This is a genomic window from Butyricimonas hominis (assembly GCF_014287455.1).
GTDB lineage: Bacteria > Bacteroidota > Bacteroidia > Bacteroidales > Marinifilaceae > Butyricimonas > Butyricimonas muris.
This window is the reverse complement of the sequence record NZ_JACOOH010000001.1, coordinates 729,735-747,479: the sequence shown is the minus strand read 5'-3', so window position 1 is coordinate 747,479 and position 17,745 is coordinate 729,735. Positions and strand designations below refer to the sequence as shown.

13 protein-coding genes are annotated in these 17,745 nt (G+C 45.6%); 7 read left to right on the top strand and 6 right to left on the bottom strand.

The window, feature by feature from the left end; all coding sequences use genetic code 11:
• Positions 1-4: 4 nt before the first annotated feature.
• From rplM to H8S64_RS02905, 3 genes are all read right to left on the bottom strand, one after another.
• The gene (gene rplM, locus H8S64_RS02915; RefSeq protein WP_099291320.1) at positions 5-460 is read right to left on the bottom strand and encodes a 50S ribosomal protein L13; all 456 of its coding nucleotides are present in this window, start codon (positions 458-460) and stop codon (positions 5-7) included.
• 542 nt (positions 461-1,002) lie between these two features.
• Positions 1,003-1,809, bottom strand: a complete 807-nt coding sequence (locus tag H8S64_RS02910) for a DUF4249 family protein (RefSeq protein WP_186974868.1) — start codon at positions 1,807-1,809, stop codon at positions 1,003-1,005.
• Positions 1,810-1,815: 6 nt separating this feature from the next.
• The gene (locus H8S64_RS02905; RefSeq protein ID WP_255469399.1) at positions 1,816-4,056 is read right to left on the bottom strand and encodes a TonB-dependent receptor; all 2,241 of its coding nucleotides are present in this window, start codon (positions 4,054-4,056) and stop codon (positions 1,816-1,818) included.
• A gap of 117 nt (positions 4,057-4,173) precedes the next feature.
• Here H8S64_RS02905 and hemW point away from each other — a divergent pair, with 117 nt between their 5' ends.
• The 6 genes from hemW (at position 4,174) to H8S64_RS02875 (ending at position 12,972) form a co-directional block, all read left to right on the top strand.
• Positions 4,174-5,295: a radical SAM family heme chaperone HemW gene (gene hemW, locus H8S64_RS02900; RefSeq protein ID WP_186974866.1), complete on the top strand. Its 1,122-nt coding sequence runs from the start codon at positions 4,174-4,176 to the stop codon at positions 5,293-5,295.
• A gap of 87 nt (positions 5,296-5,382) precedes the next feature.
• The gene (locus tag H8S64_RS02895; RefSeq protein WP_186974865.1) at positions 5,383-5,808 is read left to right on the top strand and encodes a hypothetical protein; all 426 of its coding nucleotides are present in this window, start codon (positions 5,383-5,385) and stop codon (positions 5,806-5,808) included.
• A gap of 14 nt (positions 5,809-5,822) precedes the next feature.
• A complete protein-coding gene (locus H8S64_RS02890; protein WP_186974864.1) occupies positions 5,823-9,314 on the top strand; it encodes a golvesin C-terminal-like domain-containing protein in 3,492 nt (1,163 codons plus the stop codon).
• A gap of 81 nt (positions 9,315-9,395) precedes the next feature.
• Positions 9,396-10,841 carry an asparagine--tRNA ligase gene (asnS, locus tag H8S64_RS02885; protein ID WP_222621128.1) on the top strand — a complete coding sequence of 482 codons (1,446 nt, stop codon included), beginning with the start codon at positions 9,396-9,398 and terminating at the stop codon, positions 10,839-10,841.
• Positions 10,842-10,857: 16 nt separating this feature from the next.
• Positions 10,858-12,348, top strand: coding sequence for an RNA polymerase factor sigma-54 (rpoN, locus tag H8S64_RS02880; protein WP_099291313.1), 1,491 nt, complete (start codon positions 10,858-10,860; stop codon positions 12,346-12,348).
• Between the two features lie 18 nt (positions 12,349-12,366).
• On the top strand, positions 12,367-12,972 hold the full coding sequence (locus H8S64_RS02875; protein WP_222621127.1) for a phosphatase PAP2 family protein: 606 nt from the start codon (positions 12,367-12,369) through the stop codon (positions 12,970-12,972).
• Here the strand turns inward: H8S64_RS02875 and H8S64_RS02870 are convergent.
• Both H8S64_RS02870 and H8S64_RS02865 read right to left on the bottom strand, forming a co-directional pair.
• Positions 12,959-13,420: an SPOR domain-containing protein gene (locus H8S64_RS02870; protein ID WP_186974863.1), complete on the bottom strand. Its 462-nt coding sequence runs from the start codon at positions 13,418-13,420 to the stop codon at positions 12,959-12,961. The genes H8S64_RS02875 and H8S64_RS02870 overlap by 14 nt on opposite strands.
• Before the next feature lie 10 nt (positions 13,421-13,430).
• Complete coding sequence (locus H8S64_RS02865) at positions 13,431-13,835, bottom strand: SPOR domain-containing protein (RefSeq protein WP_099291311.1); 405 nt, start codon at positions 13,833-13,835, stop codon at positions 13,431-13,433.
• 113 nt (positions 13,836-13,948) lie between these two features.
• Between H8S64_RS02865 and H8S64_RS02860 the strand changes: the two genes are divergently transcribed.
• The gene (locus tag H8S64_RS02860; protein WP_099291310.1) at positions 13,949-14,752 is read left to right on the top strand and encodes a peptidylprolyl isomerase; all 804 of its coding nucleotides are present in this window, start codon (positions 13,949-13,951) and stop codon (positions 14,750-14,752) included.
• A gap of 203 nt (positions 14,753-14,955) precedes the next feature.
• Here H8S64_RS02860 and mutS read toward each other — a convergent pair whose 3' ends face one another.
• Complete coding sequence (gene mutS, locus H8S64_RS02855) at positions 14,956-17,574, bottom strand: DNA mismatch repair protein MutS (RefSeq protein ID WP_186974862.1); 2,619 nt, start codon at positions 17,572-17,574, stop codon at positions 14,956-14,958.
• Positions 17,575-17,745 lie beyond the last annotated feature (171 nt).

Sequence of the window (17,745 nt, the reverse complement as noted above, 5' to 3'; positions counted from 1 at the left end):
CTTGTTATTTAAGTGTGTTTATATCAATTACTTTAGGCTGTTGTGACTCATGATTGTGCTCCGGTCCCACGAACAGGTGCATGTTCTTGAATACAGCTCTACCAAGGCGGTTTTTGGGGAGCATACCTCTTACCGCATGCTCGAGTATTCTCTCGGGGAAACGAACCATCTCTTGTGCGGGAGTTGAAATACGTTGTCCTCCGGGATACTGCGTGTGTCTCCGATATTCTTTATCGGTCATTTTCTTTCCGGTGAAGATTACTTTCTCCACGTTTACAATGATAACATTGTCACCGCAATCCACGTGCGGGGTGTAGCTGGGTTTGTATTTGCCTCTCAATAGTTTCGCAACTTTAGCGGCAAGACGACCCACAACTTGATTCTCAGCGTCAATCACAATCCACTCTTTTTGTGCGGTGGCTTTGTTGACGAAAGTTGTTTTGTAACTAATCTGATCCACTTCTTTTTAAATTATTAATTAAACTTCTGTTTGTATTTCTTCATGGACGCTCTGGCGTTCTTTTTTCCGGTTGAAAATAACGAGGTTTATCGGGCAAACTTTTAGTTTTCAACGGAATCCGAAGCTTCACGGGGAGCATGGCTAAGGTATTCCTCGCGAATTTTCGAGCATTCCACTCCAAAATGAGGGGCAAAATTACACAAAAAACTTTGAACTCCAAAACATTCCGTGAAAATTCGAGAGCGGGAAGGGAATCCGGAGAAGTACTTTATGTCGAGAACGGGATGAGGTTCTCCCCAAAAACTATATAAATTCAGTTTGAATCCCGTATCAATTCCGGTTTACTTCCGGTTATAAAGTTTTTACTAAGCTTTTAGTAAGCTATTAAAACGCTATTATAGTATAGGGTTTTAATAGGGTTTTAATAGGGAACTAATAGCGTTTTACACGGGAGTGAACCGGAATTCATACGGGAATGATACAGTATTCGGGTAGGATTTTTTACTGTTTATCAGTCTTATTAGTACTGAAGTCTTCAGTCGTTAATTGAATTTCTCTTTTGGAATGTATTTGTTGTCTTTCGTGTAGCACGTGAAGATGCCCAAAGCTCCTTGTATGTTACCGACGAGGGGAACGGGAGTGGTGATACTTCCTTGGTTGGCGCTGTTCGCCTCGTAAAGGGAAATCTGGTAATTATAGCATGCCTCGGTGATACGCATCAACGTGATAAAAACAGCGTCGGCTTGCTCTATCTGCGGGCATTTTATCGTTTTTTCGATGGATGTTCCCGGGGTATGGTCGGACAGATCCATGTAGATGGTTTCTTTTTTCAATATCGGATCATCCTGATCGCTCTTTCGGGCTTGTATACTGAAAATATAGTAGTTTTGCCTCGGGTTCCGGGATGTCGGGAATGTAATTGACACGGAATTGGTTGTTTGGGAAACCGTGTAAGAAGAAATTTCAATAGCCTCGGGAACGGCTGTTTTAGCTGTAATGTGTTCGTTCTCGGGTGTAAGGATGCTCAGGAAGAGAGAGTCTATCCCGTAATTCTCCATGCGGGTCATGTGTTGGTAATTGCCTAGAAAGGAAGGGGCTCCCGGCACGGGTACCAGTTGAATGACGCTGTCGGCTTTGATAGATACATCCAAGTCGACGACGGCTCCCGGGTCAATCATTTCGGTAAGAGGTAAAATCTTTGCCGCGTTTAGAATATAAGGTTCTCCGGGGATGCAATAACATTCGATAAAGTATCCGGAGATGGCTCCCATGTCTTTGATCGGGAGTTCCTCTTCGGGCATACAGGAGAACAGACCTGTCAATATGAATATGGAGATGATTTTCCTCATTCGTTTTTACCAATTAATGCGCAGTGAAAGGTAAGGAATAAATGGTAACATTACCTTGGATTTCGGGATAATTTTTGTTAAGTTACGGGTGGTTTCCGCTTGAAAATAAACAAACGAGGGGTTGGATTGGTTGTACACGTTGTATGCCCCGATGCTTAATTTGTAAAAGGTTTTCTTGCCGCTGAATTTGTAATCCAGACTGGCGTCCAGCCTGTGGTTGTCCGGTAATTTGTAATTATAACGGTCCGTGTACACGGGAATCAGAACCGGATTTTCCCCTGTCTGGATTTCCGTGATGTTTTGTGCCACGACCATCCCTTTCGGGAATGTCGTGTACACGCCCGACGAGAATGTCCATAGCGTGTTCAGCAGGAAACGGGGTGAAATTTCATAAGACAGGTTCAGTACGACGTTGTGTTTCACGTCATACGGGGGAAAAAAGGATCGCCCGTTGTTGATTTCGGCAAACTTGCGTTTGGATTCCGAGAGCGTGTAGTTGGCACGTGCATACAGGGCATGGTGGTTTAACGTGAGGTCAAACTCCATGCCTTTGGCATGTCCCTTGCCTTGAATCAGGTTGTCGGTCAAGGCGGAGTATTCCGTCTGAATATCCGAGGCGAAGTCTTTCACGTTACGCATGTCTTTATAAAACAGTCCGGCATAAAAAGAAAGAGTTTGTCCGATCTCTTGGTTTACGCCGATCGAGTACTGGTGGCAGATCGCGGGTTTCGTGTTTTTTGCCAGCGGGTACCAGATGTCGATAGGGGTTTTTACCGTGAAATAAGGGTACAGGCTCAGATACTGCACCGTTTTCGCGTAGTCAGCCCACAGGGTGGTTTTGTTATTTGTATAGCAGATCTTTGCCCGGGGGGAGAACGTGTGAGCTCGGGTATCCCCGTGGTAATACTGGTAATTGCCCCCGATATTTAACGTGAAGTTGTGATTTAACCGGTAGTTTATATCCATGTAAATCTCGTATAGATTGAAGTCCCTGTCGGAACTTTTTATCAGAAGGTTTTCACGTTCATTTGATTTGTTCGCCGTTTCGAAACGCGAATATTCAAATTTGCTCCCTGTGTTTATATTTATTTTGTCGGAGAGTTTACGGTTGTAGGAAATTTGTCCCAGTAAAGCGTAATGGCGGTTGCCGCCGCCCATGGGGATGCTGCCGAAGGCGTCGCCCTCGCTGTACGTGTTTTTGCCGCCGAACTGGAAATCCCATTGTTCCTTGGAGTTGGGGGTATAGGACGCGTTGATGTTGCCGGAAAACGTGTGCCAGTCGAATATGTATTGCACGTGTTCGCTGATCTTCATTTTCATGTGGTCGATGGAGAAGAGCCCGAATGCGGAGGCTTTCCACTTGTCCGAAAGACGTGAATCTATACTCGCGGTAATATCACTGAAAGAGTACTCCGGCATATAGTTAGGATTTTGTTCGTTGTCCATTGACCGGTTGTAGAGTTTGGAGATATGTTGCAAATAAGAGGTACGGGCGGAAACGGCAAACGAGGTGTGATTCTTTACGATCGGTCCTTTGGCTTTAAGAGCGGATGACACGAGTCCTATGGTGACTTCCCCCTCGTGTTTGTATTTGTTGCCCGGATCGGGACGCATGTTTATATAAGAGGAGAGAAAGCTGTTGTAGCGGGCGGGGAAGCCGCTTTTGAAAAGGGTGGAATTTCCCAGAATGTAAGGGTCGAAAGTGGAAAGTACCCCGGTAAGGTGATCCGGGTAGGCTATCACCATGTTGTTGATTAAAAAGCCGTTCTCGTTACTGTTTCCCCCGCGGACGTAAATGCCGGAGTTCAGTGCGTTGGTGGTCACGATGCCCGGCATCGTGGCAAGGTATTTCAAAACGTCTTGTTCTCCCAGTATTGCGGGTATCCGTTCAATATTTTTTATGGACGAGAGGATACGCCCGCTTGCCGGTACGGCTCTTACCACTACTTCTTTCAGGTTGTTTTGCTTGTTTCGTAACGTGACGACGAAGGGGGCATCGCTTTTCGTTAGTTTGTAAGTTTCGCTCTTGTAGTTGACATGCGAAAATTCCAAGGTACAGGGGATCGTGCATTCCAGTTGGAAAAAGCCTAGCGAGTCGGTGGTGGTGCCGTTTTTATTCTCCATGCAATAGATATTTACCCCACTCACGGGTTCTCCCGAGTTTGCGATGACTTTTCCCATGACAAGCGTTTGCGCGTCAAGGGAAAAAGAGATTAGGGTGAACAAGATAATGAACCATCTAGCCATGCATGCAACCATTTGTATTTCCGAAACATTACAAATGTAGTAAACAAATTAACAGGATCATGGTTGAGCGTGTGAATAAATGTTGTTATTTTGCAGATTAACAGTAAAACTCATGTCATGGGAATATATGTACACGTGCCTTTTTGCCGGAGTAAGTGTTTTTATTGCGGTTTTTATTCGGTTGCTTCTCTGAAATTGAAAGAGGCTTATCTGGACGCGATTGAGCGGGAGATAGCGTCGCGGCGGGGGTATTTGCCGGGTAAGGATGTGAGTACGGTTTATTTCGGCGGGGGAACTCCGTCTTATCTGGAGCGGGGGGAGTTGCAACGGATAGTGGATGCGCTGGAAATGCATTATGATATTTTGCCGGGAGCGGAACGGACTATCGAGTTGAACCCGGAGGATTTGACAAGGGAGCGGTTGGCGGGTATCCGGGAGATGGATTTTAATCGTTTAAGCATTGGTGTACAGTCGTTTTCTGACGTTCATTTGAAGCGAATAAACCGGACGCACACGGGGCGGCAGGCAATCGAGGGGGTGCGATTGGCGGCATCTTTGGGGTTTGATAATATCAGTGTGGATTTAATTATCGGGTTGCCCGGACAGATGGACGAGGAGTTGATGCATGATGTTGATATTGTAAATAGTTTGCCTGTAAAGCATTTGTCCGTTTACATGTTAAGTGTTGATTCAAATACGGTTTTCGAGGTGATGGTGAGGCAGGGGAAGTTTAAGCCGGAGGATGAGGAGGTGATGGCTTGTCGTTATGACAGGGTGTGCAAGCGTTTGAAAAGTATTGGTTTCGAGCATTATGAAATATCTAATTTCGCACGGGAGGGGAGATATTCGATTCATAACACGTCCTATTGGCAGCAAAAGCCTTATATCGGTTTCGGTCCTTCGGCTCACTCGTATGATTTGCATTCCAGACAATGGAACACGGCGAATTTGAAAACCTATATAGAGAGTTTAAATAATGGATTGTTATCTTTTGAAAAAGAGGAATTAACGGATGTGGATTTGTATAACGAGTACGTGATGACGAATTTACGGACGATGTGGGGGATAGATTTGCGGGAAATGGAGCGGTTGTATGGTTCATGCTGGAGTCGAGTGCAAGAGCGGGTAAGTTGTTATTTGGCTAGCGGTGATTTGGTGAAGAGTGGCTGTAGGTTGAAAATCAGTGAAAAAGGGTGGATGATTTCCGACGCGATTATGAGTGATTTGTTTTTTGTTTAATTTTTTCAAGAATTGACTCACCCGCTTTTCAGGTTCATCCGTATTTAAATTAGTTTACGATAGTTACTAATTTTAAATTACGGATTTATGAAAAAAATGATTTGTTTTGTATTGGTGTCCTTTTTAGGAGTGATGTTTTCTTTGGGAAGTGCATCTAGGGAAGAAAGAGTGAGTGTTCGAGCGACGGAAACTATTTATGAAGTTATCTATTTTGGAAAGGTATATGACAATTCTGCGGTACAGCATTTACAAAATGTGTTGCGCCAACGATTAGAAGTTTATCGAGATGCTTTCGAGCAGAGGGGATATAGTTTGAGGTATGAGAGGGATAGTTGGGAATATAGGCATCCATCTTACAGGTTTACTATATTTTTAGGACATGCAGATCCAGAATATGCGAGGTTGACTATAAAGGGGCTAGTACGTGGTTTCGGGAAACGACTTATAGAAGAGGCTCAGGTAAATGTTAGTATGGATGCGAAAATAGCAGATATTGGAGAACTTGAGATTTAAAATGGATTTAATGTATGGATAAATTTATGATTTCTCACATTACCCGGAAGCAATTCCGGGTGATTGTTCGCGGAGGCTTGTTTCGCTTCTCGTTGTTTTTTACCTGTTTTGTTGTTTTTGGATTGCAATTGTTTTTTCAGGGTGATTATTTTGAACATTCTTTGACAGGATTAAGCACGATGGCTTCATTCATTCCTTACGAGAATCAGTATCTTTACGTGATTATTTCTGTTTTTTTGTTGTTTTTTCTTGTCGGAGGTTTTTTGGGCGCAGAACGCAAGTTGGATTCGACAGCGGCGATTTATTCTCGGGCGGAGAGTAATGGAGAGTTGTTGTGCGGGTATTTTTTCGCTTTTATTGGAGTTGCTTTGCTGGAAGCTTTTGTTGTTGTTGGGGTTGGTATGTTTGTGCACGTTTTTTTTAGTTTGGCGCCGTTTTTTTTGTTGCCCTATTTGTTTTATGTGTTCACGTTGACATTGCCGGCTCTCGTTTTTTACACGGGATTGACATTTTTGTTTTTGGTGGTGGTGCGTGAGCAGTTTCTCGCATTGGTGTTTTTGTTGGGAATTTTGGTATTGAACTTGTGTTGTACGGATGGTGTTGCCAGTGGAGGATGCGATCCGTTGGGGATATATCTTTCAAATGCTTTTTCCAATATAACGGGACATCCGAATTTGTTGCCTTATCTGGTGCAGCGAGTGGGGTGGTTTCTTGTTGGGATGGGGTGTTTCGGGGTGGCTGTTCGTTTTTTTGACCGTTTGCCGAATTGCCCGAGGAGGAGGTTGGCGTTGCCTGTGATGTTTGTCGTGGCGGGAGGTGCGTGTATTTTTTCTTTTTACATGAATCACGTGCGGGATTCCAACCTTCGGGAAGTTTACAAGGACACGTATGCCCGTTATGCGGGGAAGGAGTGTTTGACGCTGGAGAAGTGTGATGTCGATTTACGGTTCGAGGGGGATGAGATGAATTGCGAGAGTCGATTGGTGTTAAGGAATGAAACAGGTGGGAGGTTGGATGAGGTATTATTTTATTTGAACCCGTCGTTGAAGGTTTTGTCCGTGAAGAGCGGGGAAAAAGAAATTCATGTTATAAGGGATAATCAGGTGGTGTGGTTGGAACAGGAGGTCGGGGTGAATGAGCGTTTGGAGATTACGGTTGTTTACGCCGGGGGAATTGATGAGCGGGTGTGTTATTTGGATGTGCCGGATGAGCATCAACGGGAAAAGCAATTCCTGACGTGCCGTTTCGGGAAACATCATGTTTTTTTAGATAGGAATTACGCTTTGTTGTTGCCAGCGTGTTTGTGGTACCCAGTCGTGAACCCAATGGTGAACCCGAAAGCTCCCAATGATGTTGTTTTTCCGTTTGCGGATTATACCTTGACGGTGTCGGGGGTCGGGAAGAAAAAGGTGATTTCGCAAGGGAAACGGGTGGATGCAGGTGAGCGTATTAAATTCGTGCCAGAATACCCGTTGCAGGGACTTTCTCTTTGTATGGGGGATTACGTGCAATTTAGCGTGGTGGTTGATAGTGTGCAATATGGGATACACGTGTTTCGGAAAAATATAGATGCCTTGAAAGGTTTGTCGCATGTTAATATGAAGGAACCGATTCGAGAACTGAGGTATTTGCTGAATGAGCGTTTGGCGTGCACGTACCCGTATCATCGTTTAATGGTAGTGGAGACACCTTTGTCTTTCGCATCGTATTACCGGGAACAACGGGGCGGTTACGAGTATGTGCAGCCGGAGGTGTTGTTTGTGCCGGAGCGGGGAGTCGGTTATTGGAAAAATGTTCGTTGGCAGAAGCAATATGAGATTGAGCGAGAACGGGAGTTTATGGATGCTTTGCAACGGGATGGGTGGGGCAGGGGAACGATTGACGATTTGCAATTTAGTCGGTTGTCCCCGGAAAAACAAGAGAATTCTATCGTGATGAATTTTTTTAAACAATTTTTTTTTGAAAAGTATGAAACTTCAAGAGGAGTTTTAAGTGATGCTGAATTTAAATTGTGGCAACCGGATTGGAAAAGATGGGAATTTGTGGAGAGAGAGTATTCATTGAATCCATATTCGTTGTTCCCGATGTTGCGGGAGCGTTTGTACTCTATTGATGGTCAAGATAAAGGGGTGATAAGTTCTGTGTTATATTATGTCGTGAAAATTGAAATGGAACATTTGTGGCGAGTGGGAGGGGATGCAAGGTATTCTGATAGGGAGGCTATATCTTACCTGAAAAATTATAGTTTAGAGGATGCACTGAATGATGTCTTGTTGTCGGCAAATGTTAGAGAGAAGATTCTAGCTTTGAAAGTGGATGAATTGTTTCAACTTTTTGCGGCAAGGGGTGTTCAACCTCCTCAATTGTTCCGGTATATTGATTCGACTTTTCGCCAATCGATGTTTCAAACGATTGATGTCGGACGTTTGAAACGTGATTTTGTTTCTCGTTACGGGGTGGATTGGGATTCTATTTTACCGGGATGGCATAGGCAAAAGGAGTTGCCGACATATTTGCTTAAGAGTTTTTGTGCAACCAAAATAGATAATAAGCGAGTAAAAAGTGTAGATCCGATGGATGTTTCTTTGGACAAGTTATTTTGCGACCTGAAACAGAGGAAGTTTCGTTATCGGATTAATCTTGAGATATATAATGATAGTGATGTGGATGGTTGTGTCATGTTAAAGGATCAAGGGGACGGGTATGGGAAATATTCGGGAGATTGTCATTATGAATTGGTGCAATTGAGAGCGAGGGAGGGGAAGATTATCAAGAGGGAATATGAAGGATTTGCCCCGTATTTGGATTTAGGACTTTGTTGTAATGAACCTAGGGTGTTTCGGAGCGGGGATGAGGAGGCTATCGGTTCAGGAGATACGGTTTGTTACGTGGAACGGGCATATTTCACGGGGGAAGGGAATCCGTATGAAATAGTGGTAGATAACGAGAGTCCTGTTTTTCATGTGGAAGAGAAACGTTCTTGGCGTTTGCAGGATCTTTTTGGTAAGAAGGATAAAGTGAGCGAGGATGTATTTATTTATCCGGATGAGCAGATTTGGAAAAAGGCGGTTCAATGTCAAGATAATAGGGGGGATAATTTGTTCGGGACTCCTGTCGCTTCGGCGATGTACAAGCTTGCGGGAGAGGGGAATGCGGCAGTCTCGTGGAAAGCGGAAATTAGTAAAGAAGGCAAATACGAGATTTGCGTGTACGTGAAACATTTGCCGGTTCGGGGTAATCACAAAGAAATTGAACGGTCGCAAAACGCAAGAAGAGATTTACCCAATAGGCAGTATTACACGGTACGGAATGGAGAAGATGAGTATCAAGCGGATACGGATACGCAAGATTTTTGGGGGCAACTCATGGGAGCGGATAATTGGTTCTCCTTGGGAACATTCACGTTAAAGCCGGGTACGGTGGAGGTGATTCTTTGGGACAAGGGGGAAGAAGTTGATCAGGTGATTGTGGCGGATGCAGTAAAGTTTGTTTTTATTGAAAAATAATGAAAAACTACTCCGGTGAAGTAGTACTTGGAGATTTTGTGTATATTTGCGGTGTAAGTTTAATATTTAAATGTTTTTTAGATGAAAACAAGTAGAATGTCAGTCAAAGAACTGTTGCAATCAACGGATTGCGGTATTGAGGTTGAGGTTAAAGGATGGGTAAGAACCAAGCGCGGTAATAAACAAGTGAATTTTATCGCGTTGAATGACGGCTCTACGATAAATAATATACAGGTGGTGGTTGATATGGAGAAGACCCCGGAGGAGGTGATGAAGAAGGTGACGACGGGTGCGGCTGTTCACGTGAAGGGGGTGCTCGTGGAGAGTACCGGGAGCGGACAGGCTCGTGAGATTCAGGCTTCGGAGGTGATCGTGATGGGAGAGGCCGATCCGGATAAGTACCCGATTCAACCGAAAAAGCATAGCTTGGAGTTCTTGCGGGAAGTGGCGCATTTGCGTTTCCGCACGAATATTTTCGGTGCGGTGTTCCGTATCCGCCACGCGATGGCTTACGCTATCCACAAGTATTTTAACGATCATGGTTTTTATTATTTGCATACGCCGTTGATCACGGCTTCCGATTGCGAGGGGGCGGGAGAGATGTTCCGGGTGACAACGCTTGACCCGAAGAATCCGCCATTGTTGGAAGACGGAAGTGTTGATTTTAGACAGGATTTCTTCGGGAAGTCAACGAACTTGACGGTGAGCGGACAGTTGGAAGGAGAGTTGGGAGCTATGTCCTTGGGACGTATTTACACGTTCGGACCTACTTTCCGGGCTGAAAATTCCAACACGACGCGGCATTTGTCGGAGTTCTGGATGATCGAGCCGGAAGTGGCTTTCTATGATATCAACGATAACATGGATTTGGCGGAGGATTTCTTGAAGTACTTGATCCGTTACGCTTTGGATAACTGCATGGATGACTTGCAATTCTTGAGCAAGCGTTTACAGGAGGAAGAGAAGGACAAGAAGGCGGAAGACCGTTCCATGGAGTTGATCGAGAAGTTGCAATTTGTGCTGACTCATGATTTCGAGCGGGTGACTTACACGGAGGCTATCGATATATTGATGAATAGCAAGCCGAACAAAAACGGTAAGTTCCAGTATCCGGTGACAGGCTGGGGTGTGGATTTGCAAAGTGAGCACGAGCGCTATCTGGTGGAGAAGCACTTCAAGAAGCCAGTGATTTTGACGGGATACCCGAAGGAGATCAAGGCTTTCTACATGAAGCAAAACCCGGACGGCAAGACCGTGGCGGCGATGGACGTGCTTTTCCCGCAGATTGGGGAGATTATCGGTGGGTCGCAACGCGAGGAGAATTACGATAAATTGGTTACCCGTATGCAGGAAGTCGGGATTCCGGTGTCCAGCATGTGGTGGTATTTGGATACAAGACGTTTCGGTTCGGCGGAGCATAGTGGTTTCGGGCTTGGATTCGAGCGATTGTTGCTGTTCGTGACCGGAATGGGAAATATCCGTGACGTGATCCCGTTCCCGCGTGCGCCGAAGAATGCTGAATTTTAATTTTTAGGATAAAGGGATGCTCAAGCAGAGTTTACAACAGAAGTTGGGGTTGAAAATCAATCCGTTGCAAATCCAGCTGATAAAGCTGCTTGAGCTTCCCACGTATCAATTGGAACAACGGATAAAGGAGGAGTTGGAGTCGAATCCTCTTTTGGAAGAGGGAGAAGAGAAGCCGGAACCGGAGGTGGATTTCAAAGAGGGGGATGATGAGGTGGATTACGAAGAGAATGCGCATGAAGAAGAGGAATATAATTCCGCGGATGATGAATTTTCTTTGGATGATTATATTAGTGACGATGATGATATTCCGGATTACAGGCTGAGTTCCTCGAATGCATCCAAGGATGATGATGCCCGCGAGTTCGTGCTTTCGGGTGGGATTTCGTTCCGCGAGAATCTGGTGCAACAGTTGGGCACGCAGCATTTGCGTGAGCTGGATCGAAAAATTTGCGAGTATATTATCGGTAATATTGACGACGACGGTTATTTGCGCCGGGACGTGGAGAATATCGTGGATGATTTGGCTTTCGGCGCGGGTATCGAGGTGGACGATGCGAAGATCGAATCCCTGTTGAAGGTCGTGCAGCAATTTGACCCGCCGGGTGTAGGGGCGAGGGATTTGCGCGAGTGTCTGTTGTTGCAGGTGAAACGCCGTTTGTCGGAAGGGGCTTCCCCCGCGTTGGTGGATGCCCGTATTATTCTGGAGGATTATTTCGAGGAATTTTCCAAGAAGCATTACGAGAAGATTTCCAAGCGGATGAAGATTTCGGATGCCGAGCTGAAAGAGGCGGTGGACGAGATATTGAAATTGAACCCGAAACCGGGTGGACAGATTTCCGATTCGTCCGTGCCGGGTGCGGAAAAGATTATACCGGATTTTAATCTGGATATCGTGGACGGGGAGTTACAACTTAGTTTGAACACGGGAGATATTCCCGAGTTGCGGTTGAATAAGTCTTACGTCAATATGCTGGAGGATTACCAGAAGCATTCCAATTCACGGGAGAAAAAAGATGTGGTTTCTTTCGTGAAATACAAGTTGAGTTCAGCCCGTTCGTTTATCGATGCCGTGCAGCAGCGGAATAACACGTTGATGCTGACGATGACGGCTATCGTGCAGTTTCAGAAACAATTTTTCATGACGGGGGACGAGAGTAAGTTGAAACCGATGATCTTGCGGGATATTGCTGATATCACGGGATTGGATGTTTCGACGATATCGCGTGTTTCCAATTCAAAATATATACAGACATGGTTTGGTATATATTCTTTGAAACAGTTCTTTTCAGGGAGTATGCCGACGAGTAGCGGAGAGGAAGTGAGTACAGGGGAAATTAAAAATGTGCTTAAGGATATTGTAGAAAGTGAGGATAAGCGTAAGCCGTACACGGATGACGAATTGGTGGATATGATGAAAGACAAGGGATACCAGATCGCCCGAAGGACGATCGCCAAGTACCGCCAATTGCTGGATATTCCGGTTGCCCGACTTCGTCGAGAAGTTTAAAATGAATGTTTTTTTTATATGAGAATTTTTGCATGGTGTGTGTCGGTACTTTTTCACCCGTTGTTGTTGCCGATGTATATGTTATTTATCACGTTTAATTCGGACACGATTTTCTCGGGGATTCCGGTTTACACGCAACGTATGTCTTATATGTTGACTTTACTGGGAGTGACGATGCTGCCGTTGTTGAGCCTTCCGTTGTTGAAATGGCTTGGGTTAATAGGTAATTATCGGTTAATACATAAGCAAGACAGGGTGTTTCCCGTGTTGGCTACTGTCGTGGGGGCTTTTTTGGTGTTTTATCTGTCCCGGAATCTGCCGTTTTCCAATATCGTGCGGGAGTTGTACTTGATTATGGTGATTCTGCTTTCCGGGTTTATGATCGTGACGATGCGCTGGAAGATGAGTATGCATATGACCGCGATAGGGGCTTTGTGTGCTTTTGTCTTTACGTTGGGGACGAAGTATTTCGGGGAGGTGGTAAACCTGTTGCCTTTTCTGATTCTGATTGCCGGGGTTCTGGCTTTTTCAAGGCTGTACTTGAAACGACACACTCCCGCCCAGATTTATGCCGGGTTCTTTTATGGCGTAATCGTGGTGAGCGTACTGTTTAATAAAGGGTAATCCAGATATCATCCTGTTTCAAGCGGCGAGCCAGTTCGTCCCTTTGCCTTGTGGCTTCCTGTTTGTCGGGATTGTTCGCTATACTTACCCGGTAGCGTTGGTCTTTCGTGATGATTTGCGCATCGGTGTATCCCTGTGCTTTTAACCGGGCGACATCTTCCCGTGCGAGGCTCTCGCGGGGATGGCTTGCCACGATGATGTGGTAGCTTTTTGTCGGTGTTGCAGGTTTTTTCGTTGTTGTCGTTTGAGGCGTTGCGGAAGGTTGTGCTTCCGCCGGCGGCACGGGAGTTTTTTCGGTACTCTTGGCGGTGGCTGTTGCCTTGGCGGGAGTCACGCTCAGTTCTCGCTTGACATTAACGGTTGTCAGGTTTTTAGGATTCATTTTATCGCGTTGACAACCGACGAGGGTGAGCAACGCAATAAATGACAGGAATAACACGAATTTCATAGTCGTTCAATTATTTGACAGGATGTATCCATGCTTCTTCATTGCCGGGAATCTTGTGGAGTTGCCGGGCAGCGGCAACGGCCTCTTTGTGAGTGGCGTATCCCTCGTAAGCGACCAGATACAGGTTTTCAAAATAGGGCATGACTAATGCGTTTGGGTATCCTTCTTTTTGAAGTTTCTCGCGTAGGCGGTCCGCGTTGCTTTTGTATTCAAAACATCCGGCAATAAGGAAATAAGCGGGAGCTTCTTTTACGGAGGTCGTTTTTGGCTCTTCCTTGTTTATGTAAACAGTGTCCCGGATGATAACCGTTTCTTTCTGAACAGTCTGAACGGTTTCTTTTTTAGTGGTTTTCTCCGTGCATGAGGAGAAAAAAGCGGCTAGAACAGCAATCGTGAGAAATAAATACGCTTTCATACTTCGTGAAATTTATAATTTATCATGCCAAGATACGAACAAATTTATTGTTAATAAAGTATTTTCCTCTATTTTTGCGTGGAAAGTAAGAATTTCTAATTTAACTACCGATTATGAATAAGATTATTGGCGTTTTGTTGCTTTTGGTGATGGTTTCTTCCTGTAAGGAGGAGGCTGAACCTGTCGTGAAAATTTCCACGAATTATGGTGATATCCGGATTCGTTTGTACGAGAATACTCCCAAACACCGGGATAATTTTTTGAAGTTGGTGAAAGAGAATTTCTATGACAGTTTGTTGTTTCACAGGGTGATAAACCACTTTATGATTCAAGGTGGTGACCCCACGTCCAAGAATGCAGCGCCGGACGTGATGTTGGGCGAGGGGGATGTCGGCTATCGGGTGGATGCGGAATTCCGTGTGCCGGAATATTTTCACAAGAAGGGAGCGCTTGCCGCGGCTCGTGAAGGCGACCAAGTAAACCCGGAACGCGGTTCCAGCGGGGCACAATTCTATATCGTTCAAGGGCGGGTTTATGAACCGGAAGAGTTGGAAACCATGGTGCAAAGTATTAACGGAAGACGTAAACTGGCATTGTATAACCAATTAAAGATGAAATATGTAAGCGAATTGGAGCGTTTGCAGGAAGCGAACGACACTGCCGGTCTTGCTACCTTGTCGGAGAAATTGACGCAAGAGTGTGACAGTCTGTTCGCCGACGAGGAATTGGTATTGTCCGAAGAACAGAAAAAGGCTTACACGACGGTTGGCGGTACGCCGCATTTGGACGGGCAATACACGGTTTTCGGGGAGGTGATCGAGGGATTGGACGTGGTAGATAAAATTGCAGCCGTGAAAACGGGAAGTGCCGATCGTCCGGAGAAGGATGTGGTGATTTATAGCGTGAGGAAGGAGTAAGAATAGATTATATAATATAATGGATTAAGGAGGGCGTGTCAAAACACGCCCTCTCGTCCATAAAGTCTGAAAGTGTCAAAAGTCATTTTTAACTCCCTCCCCCCTTCGGGGTATTGAGCCCGGAAACCGGTCTCGAGGTGGCTGCGAAGCAGACGGAGGAGTTTTAGAAAGGAATGGACTTTTGACACATTCTTTTATCTCTTTTAGATACCCGTGATTTTCTTGATTTCGTTCAGTTTGTTCAAGGCTTCCAAGGGGGTTAAGCTGTTGATGTCGAGTCCCGCGATTTCGTCACGGATTTGGAGTAACACCGGGTCTTCCAGCTGGAAGAAACTTAATTGAATACCTTCCCGTTCGTTGCCGATGTTGGCTACATTTTTTTGTATGTTTCCGTTGGAATTACGATCATTTTCAAGTTGTTTCAGTATCTCGGACGAGCGTTTGATAACGGATTGGGGCAGTCCTGCCATTTTACCGACTTGGATACCGAAGGAGTGGTTGGAGCCGCCCTTGACTAACTTGCGGAGAAATACGATCTTGTTGCTGATTTCTTTCACCGACACGTTGAAGTTCTTGATCTTGGGGAAGGAACTTTCCATTTCGTTCAGTTCGTGATAGTGGGTGGCAAATAGTGTTTTAGCTCTATTTTTGGGATTCTCGTGCAGGAATTCCACGATAGCCCAAGCGATGGAAATTCCGTCGTAGGTAGAGGTACCCCGTCCCAGTTCGTCGAAGAGGACAAGACTGCGGTCGGAGATGTTGTTTAGTATGTTTGCCGCCTCGTTCATCTCGACCATGAAGGTGGATTCCCCGAGGGAAATATTGTCAGAGGCTCCTACACGGGTGAAAATCTTGTCAACATACCCGATTTTGGCAGATGCGGCGGGGACGAAACATCCGGCTTGTGCCATGATGACGATGAGTGCCGTTTGCCGCAAGAGGGCGGATTTACCTGCCATGTTGGGTCCGGTGATGATAATGATTTGTTGTTTCTCGTTATCCAGATAAAGATCGTTGTCGATGTAATTTTCTCCCGGGGGTAATTGTTTCTCGATCACGGGGTGGCGTCCGGCTTTGATGTCGATAACGAATGATTCGTTGATTTCCGGGCGATGGTAGTCGTTGGTTATGGCAACGTTGGCAAACGAGATTAAAGCATCAATATGCGATATGATCCGGGCATCCTGTTGGATAGGGCGGATATATGTCGTTGCCTTTGCCATGAGTTCGTTGTAGATGTCGCTTTCCAGTGTTTGAATCCGTTCTTCGGCACCCAGTATCTTTTCCTCGTATTCTTTTAATTCCGGGGTGATGTAACGTTCGGCATTGACGAGCGTCTGTTTGCGGATCCATGTTTCGGGAACTTTGTGCGTGTGGATTCTGGTGACCTCGATATAGTACCCGAACACGTTGTTGAAGCTGATTTTCAGCGTGGGGATTCCGGTATTTTCGATTTCCCGTTGCTGCATTTTCAACAAGAGTTCTTTCCCGTGGGAAGAGATATTCCGCAATTCGTCCAGTTCCGCGTTCACGCCTTCGGCGATCACGTTGCCCTTGCTTAGTAAAGCGGGGGCGTCTTCCCGGATGTCTTTTTCTATTCTTTGGTATAATTCTTCGCAATCATCCAGTCGTTCCACCCATTTGCATAGAATCTCGTTTCCCGTAGCCAAGGCTTGTTCTTTTAACGGTTTAATCGCTTGTAATGCAACTTTTAGTTGAACTATTTCCCGGGGGGAGATACGTCCGACGGCAATTTTAGAAGCAAGACGTTCCAGATCGCCGATGGTGCGAAGTATTTGTTCCAGTTCCAAGCGTTCGTTCTCGTGGTTCACGAAACATTCCACGATGTCAAGACGTTCGTTGATCTCTGCCGGATTTTTCAAGGGCATACACAGCCAGCGGCGTAATGTACGTCCGCCCATGGGGGTGATGGTTCTGTCGATAATGTCTGCCAAGGAGCGTCCGCCCTCGTGAAGCGTGTCCAGAATTTCGAGATTGCGCAACGTGAACCGGTCGAGCAATACGCAGGTCGATTCGTCAATACGGGAGATCGAGGTGATATGTCCGACAAGTTCGTGTTTGGTTGCATCAAGATAGTAAAGTACGGCTCCGGCGGCAGAGATACCGCAATCCATTTTGTCGATCCCGAATCCTTTCAGGGTGGTGACCTCGAAATGTTTTTTCAATCGGTCGGCTGAAGATTCGGTTTCAAAGAACCATTCTTCTATGGGGTACGTGTAATATTTAGAACCGAAGATTTCGTTGAAACGGGTTTCCGAGCCTTTGGGGTAAAGAACTTCCTTGGGCTGGAAACTGTTTAGTATCTTGTCCATGGTTGCCGGGGTGCCTTCCGTCGTGAGAAATTCTCCCGTGGAAAGATCCAGAAGGGAGAGGCCGGCTTTGGTTTTAGTAAAATAAACGGCAGCGAGAAAAACGTTATTTTTGTTGTCAATGGTGTTCTCGTTGTAGGAAACACCGGGTGTTACCAATTCGATAACGCCTCTTTTCACGAGTTTCTTGGTTTTCTTGGGATCTTCCAATTGTTCGCAAATGGCTACACGTTGCCCCGCACGCACGAGTTTCGGGAGGTAGTTGTCTATGGCGTGATACGGGAAGCCTGCCAGTTCGACGTCACCGGGAGAGCCGTGGGAACGTTTCGTCAGGGTGATGCCTAGAATTTTAGCAGTGAGCTTGGCGTCTTCGCCGAAGGTTTCGTAAAAGTCACCCATACGATATAACAGGATCGCGTCGGGATATTTTGCCTTTGCCGAATAATATTGCTGCATTAACGGGGTCGTTTGTTCTTCTGTTTTGGTTGCCATATATTTTATTATCTTTAGCTTATAGATTACGGTTGAATTTCACCTTCCAAAATTAATTATTTTGGACGAGATTTACTTTAAAACCTCACAAACATTGTGTAAATTTGCCTTGGCTTTAGGAAACGAACAAGGGTTATTGCCATAACCCGGTGGTGTTTTTTTTCGTATGAA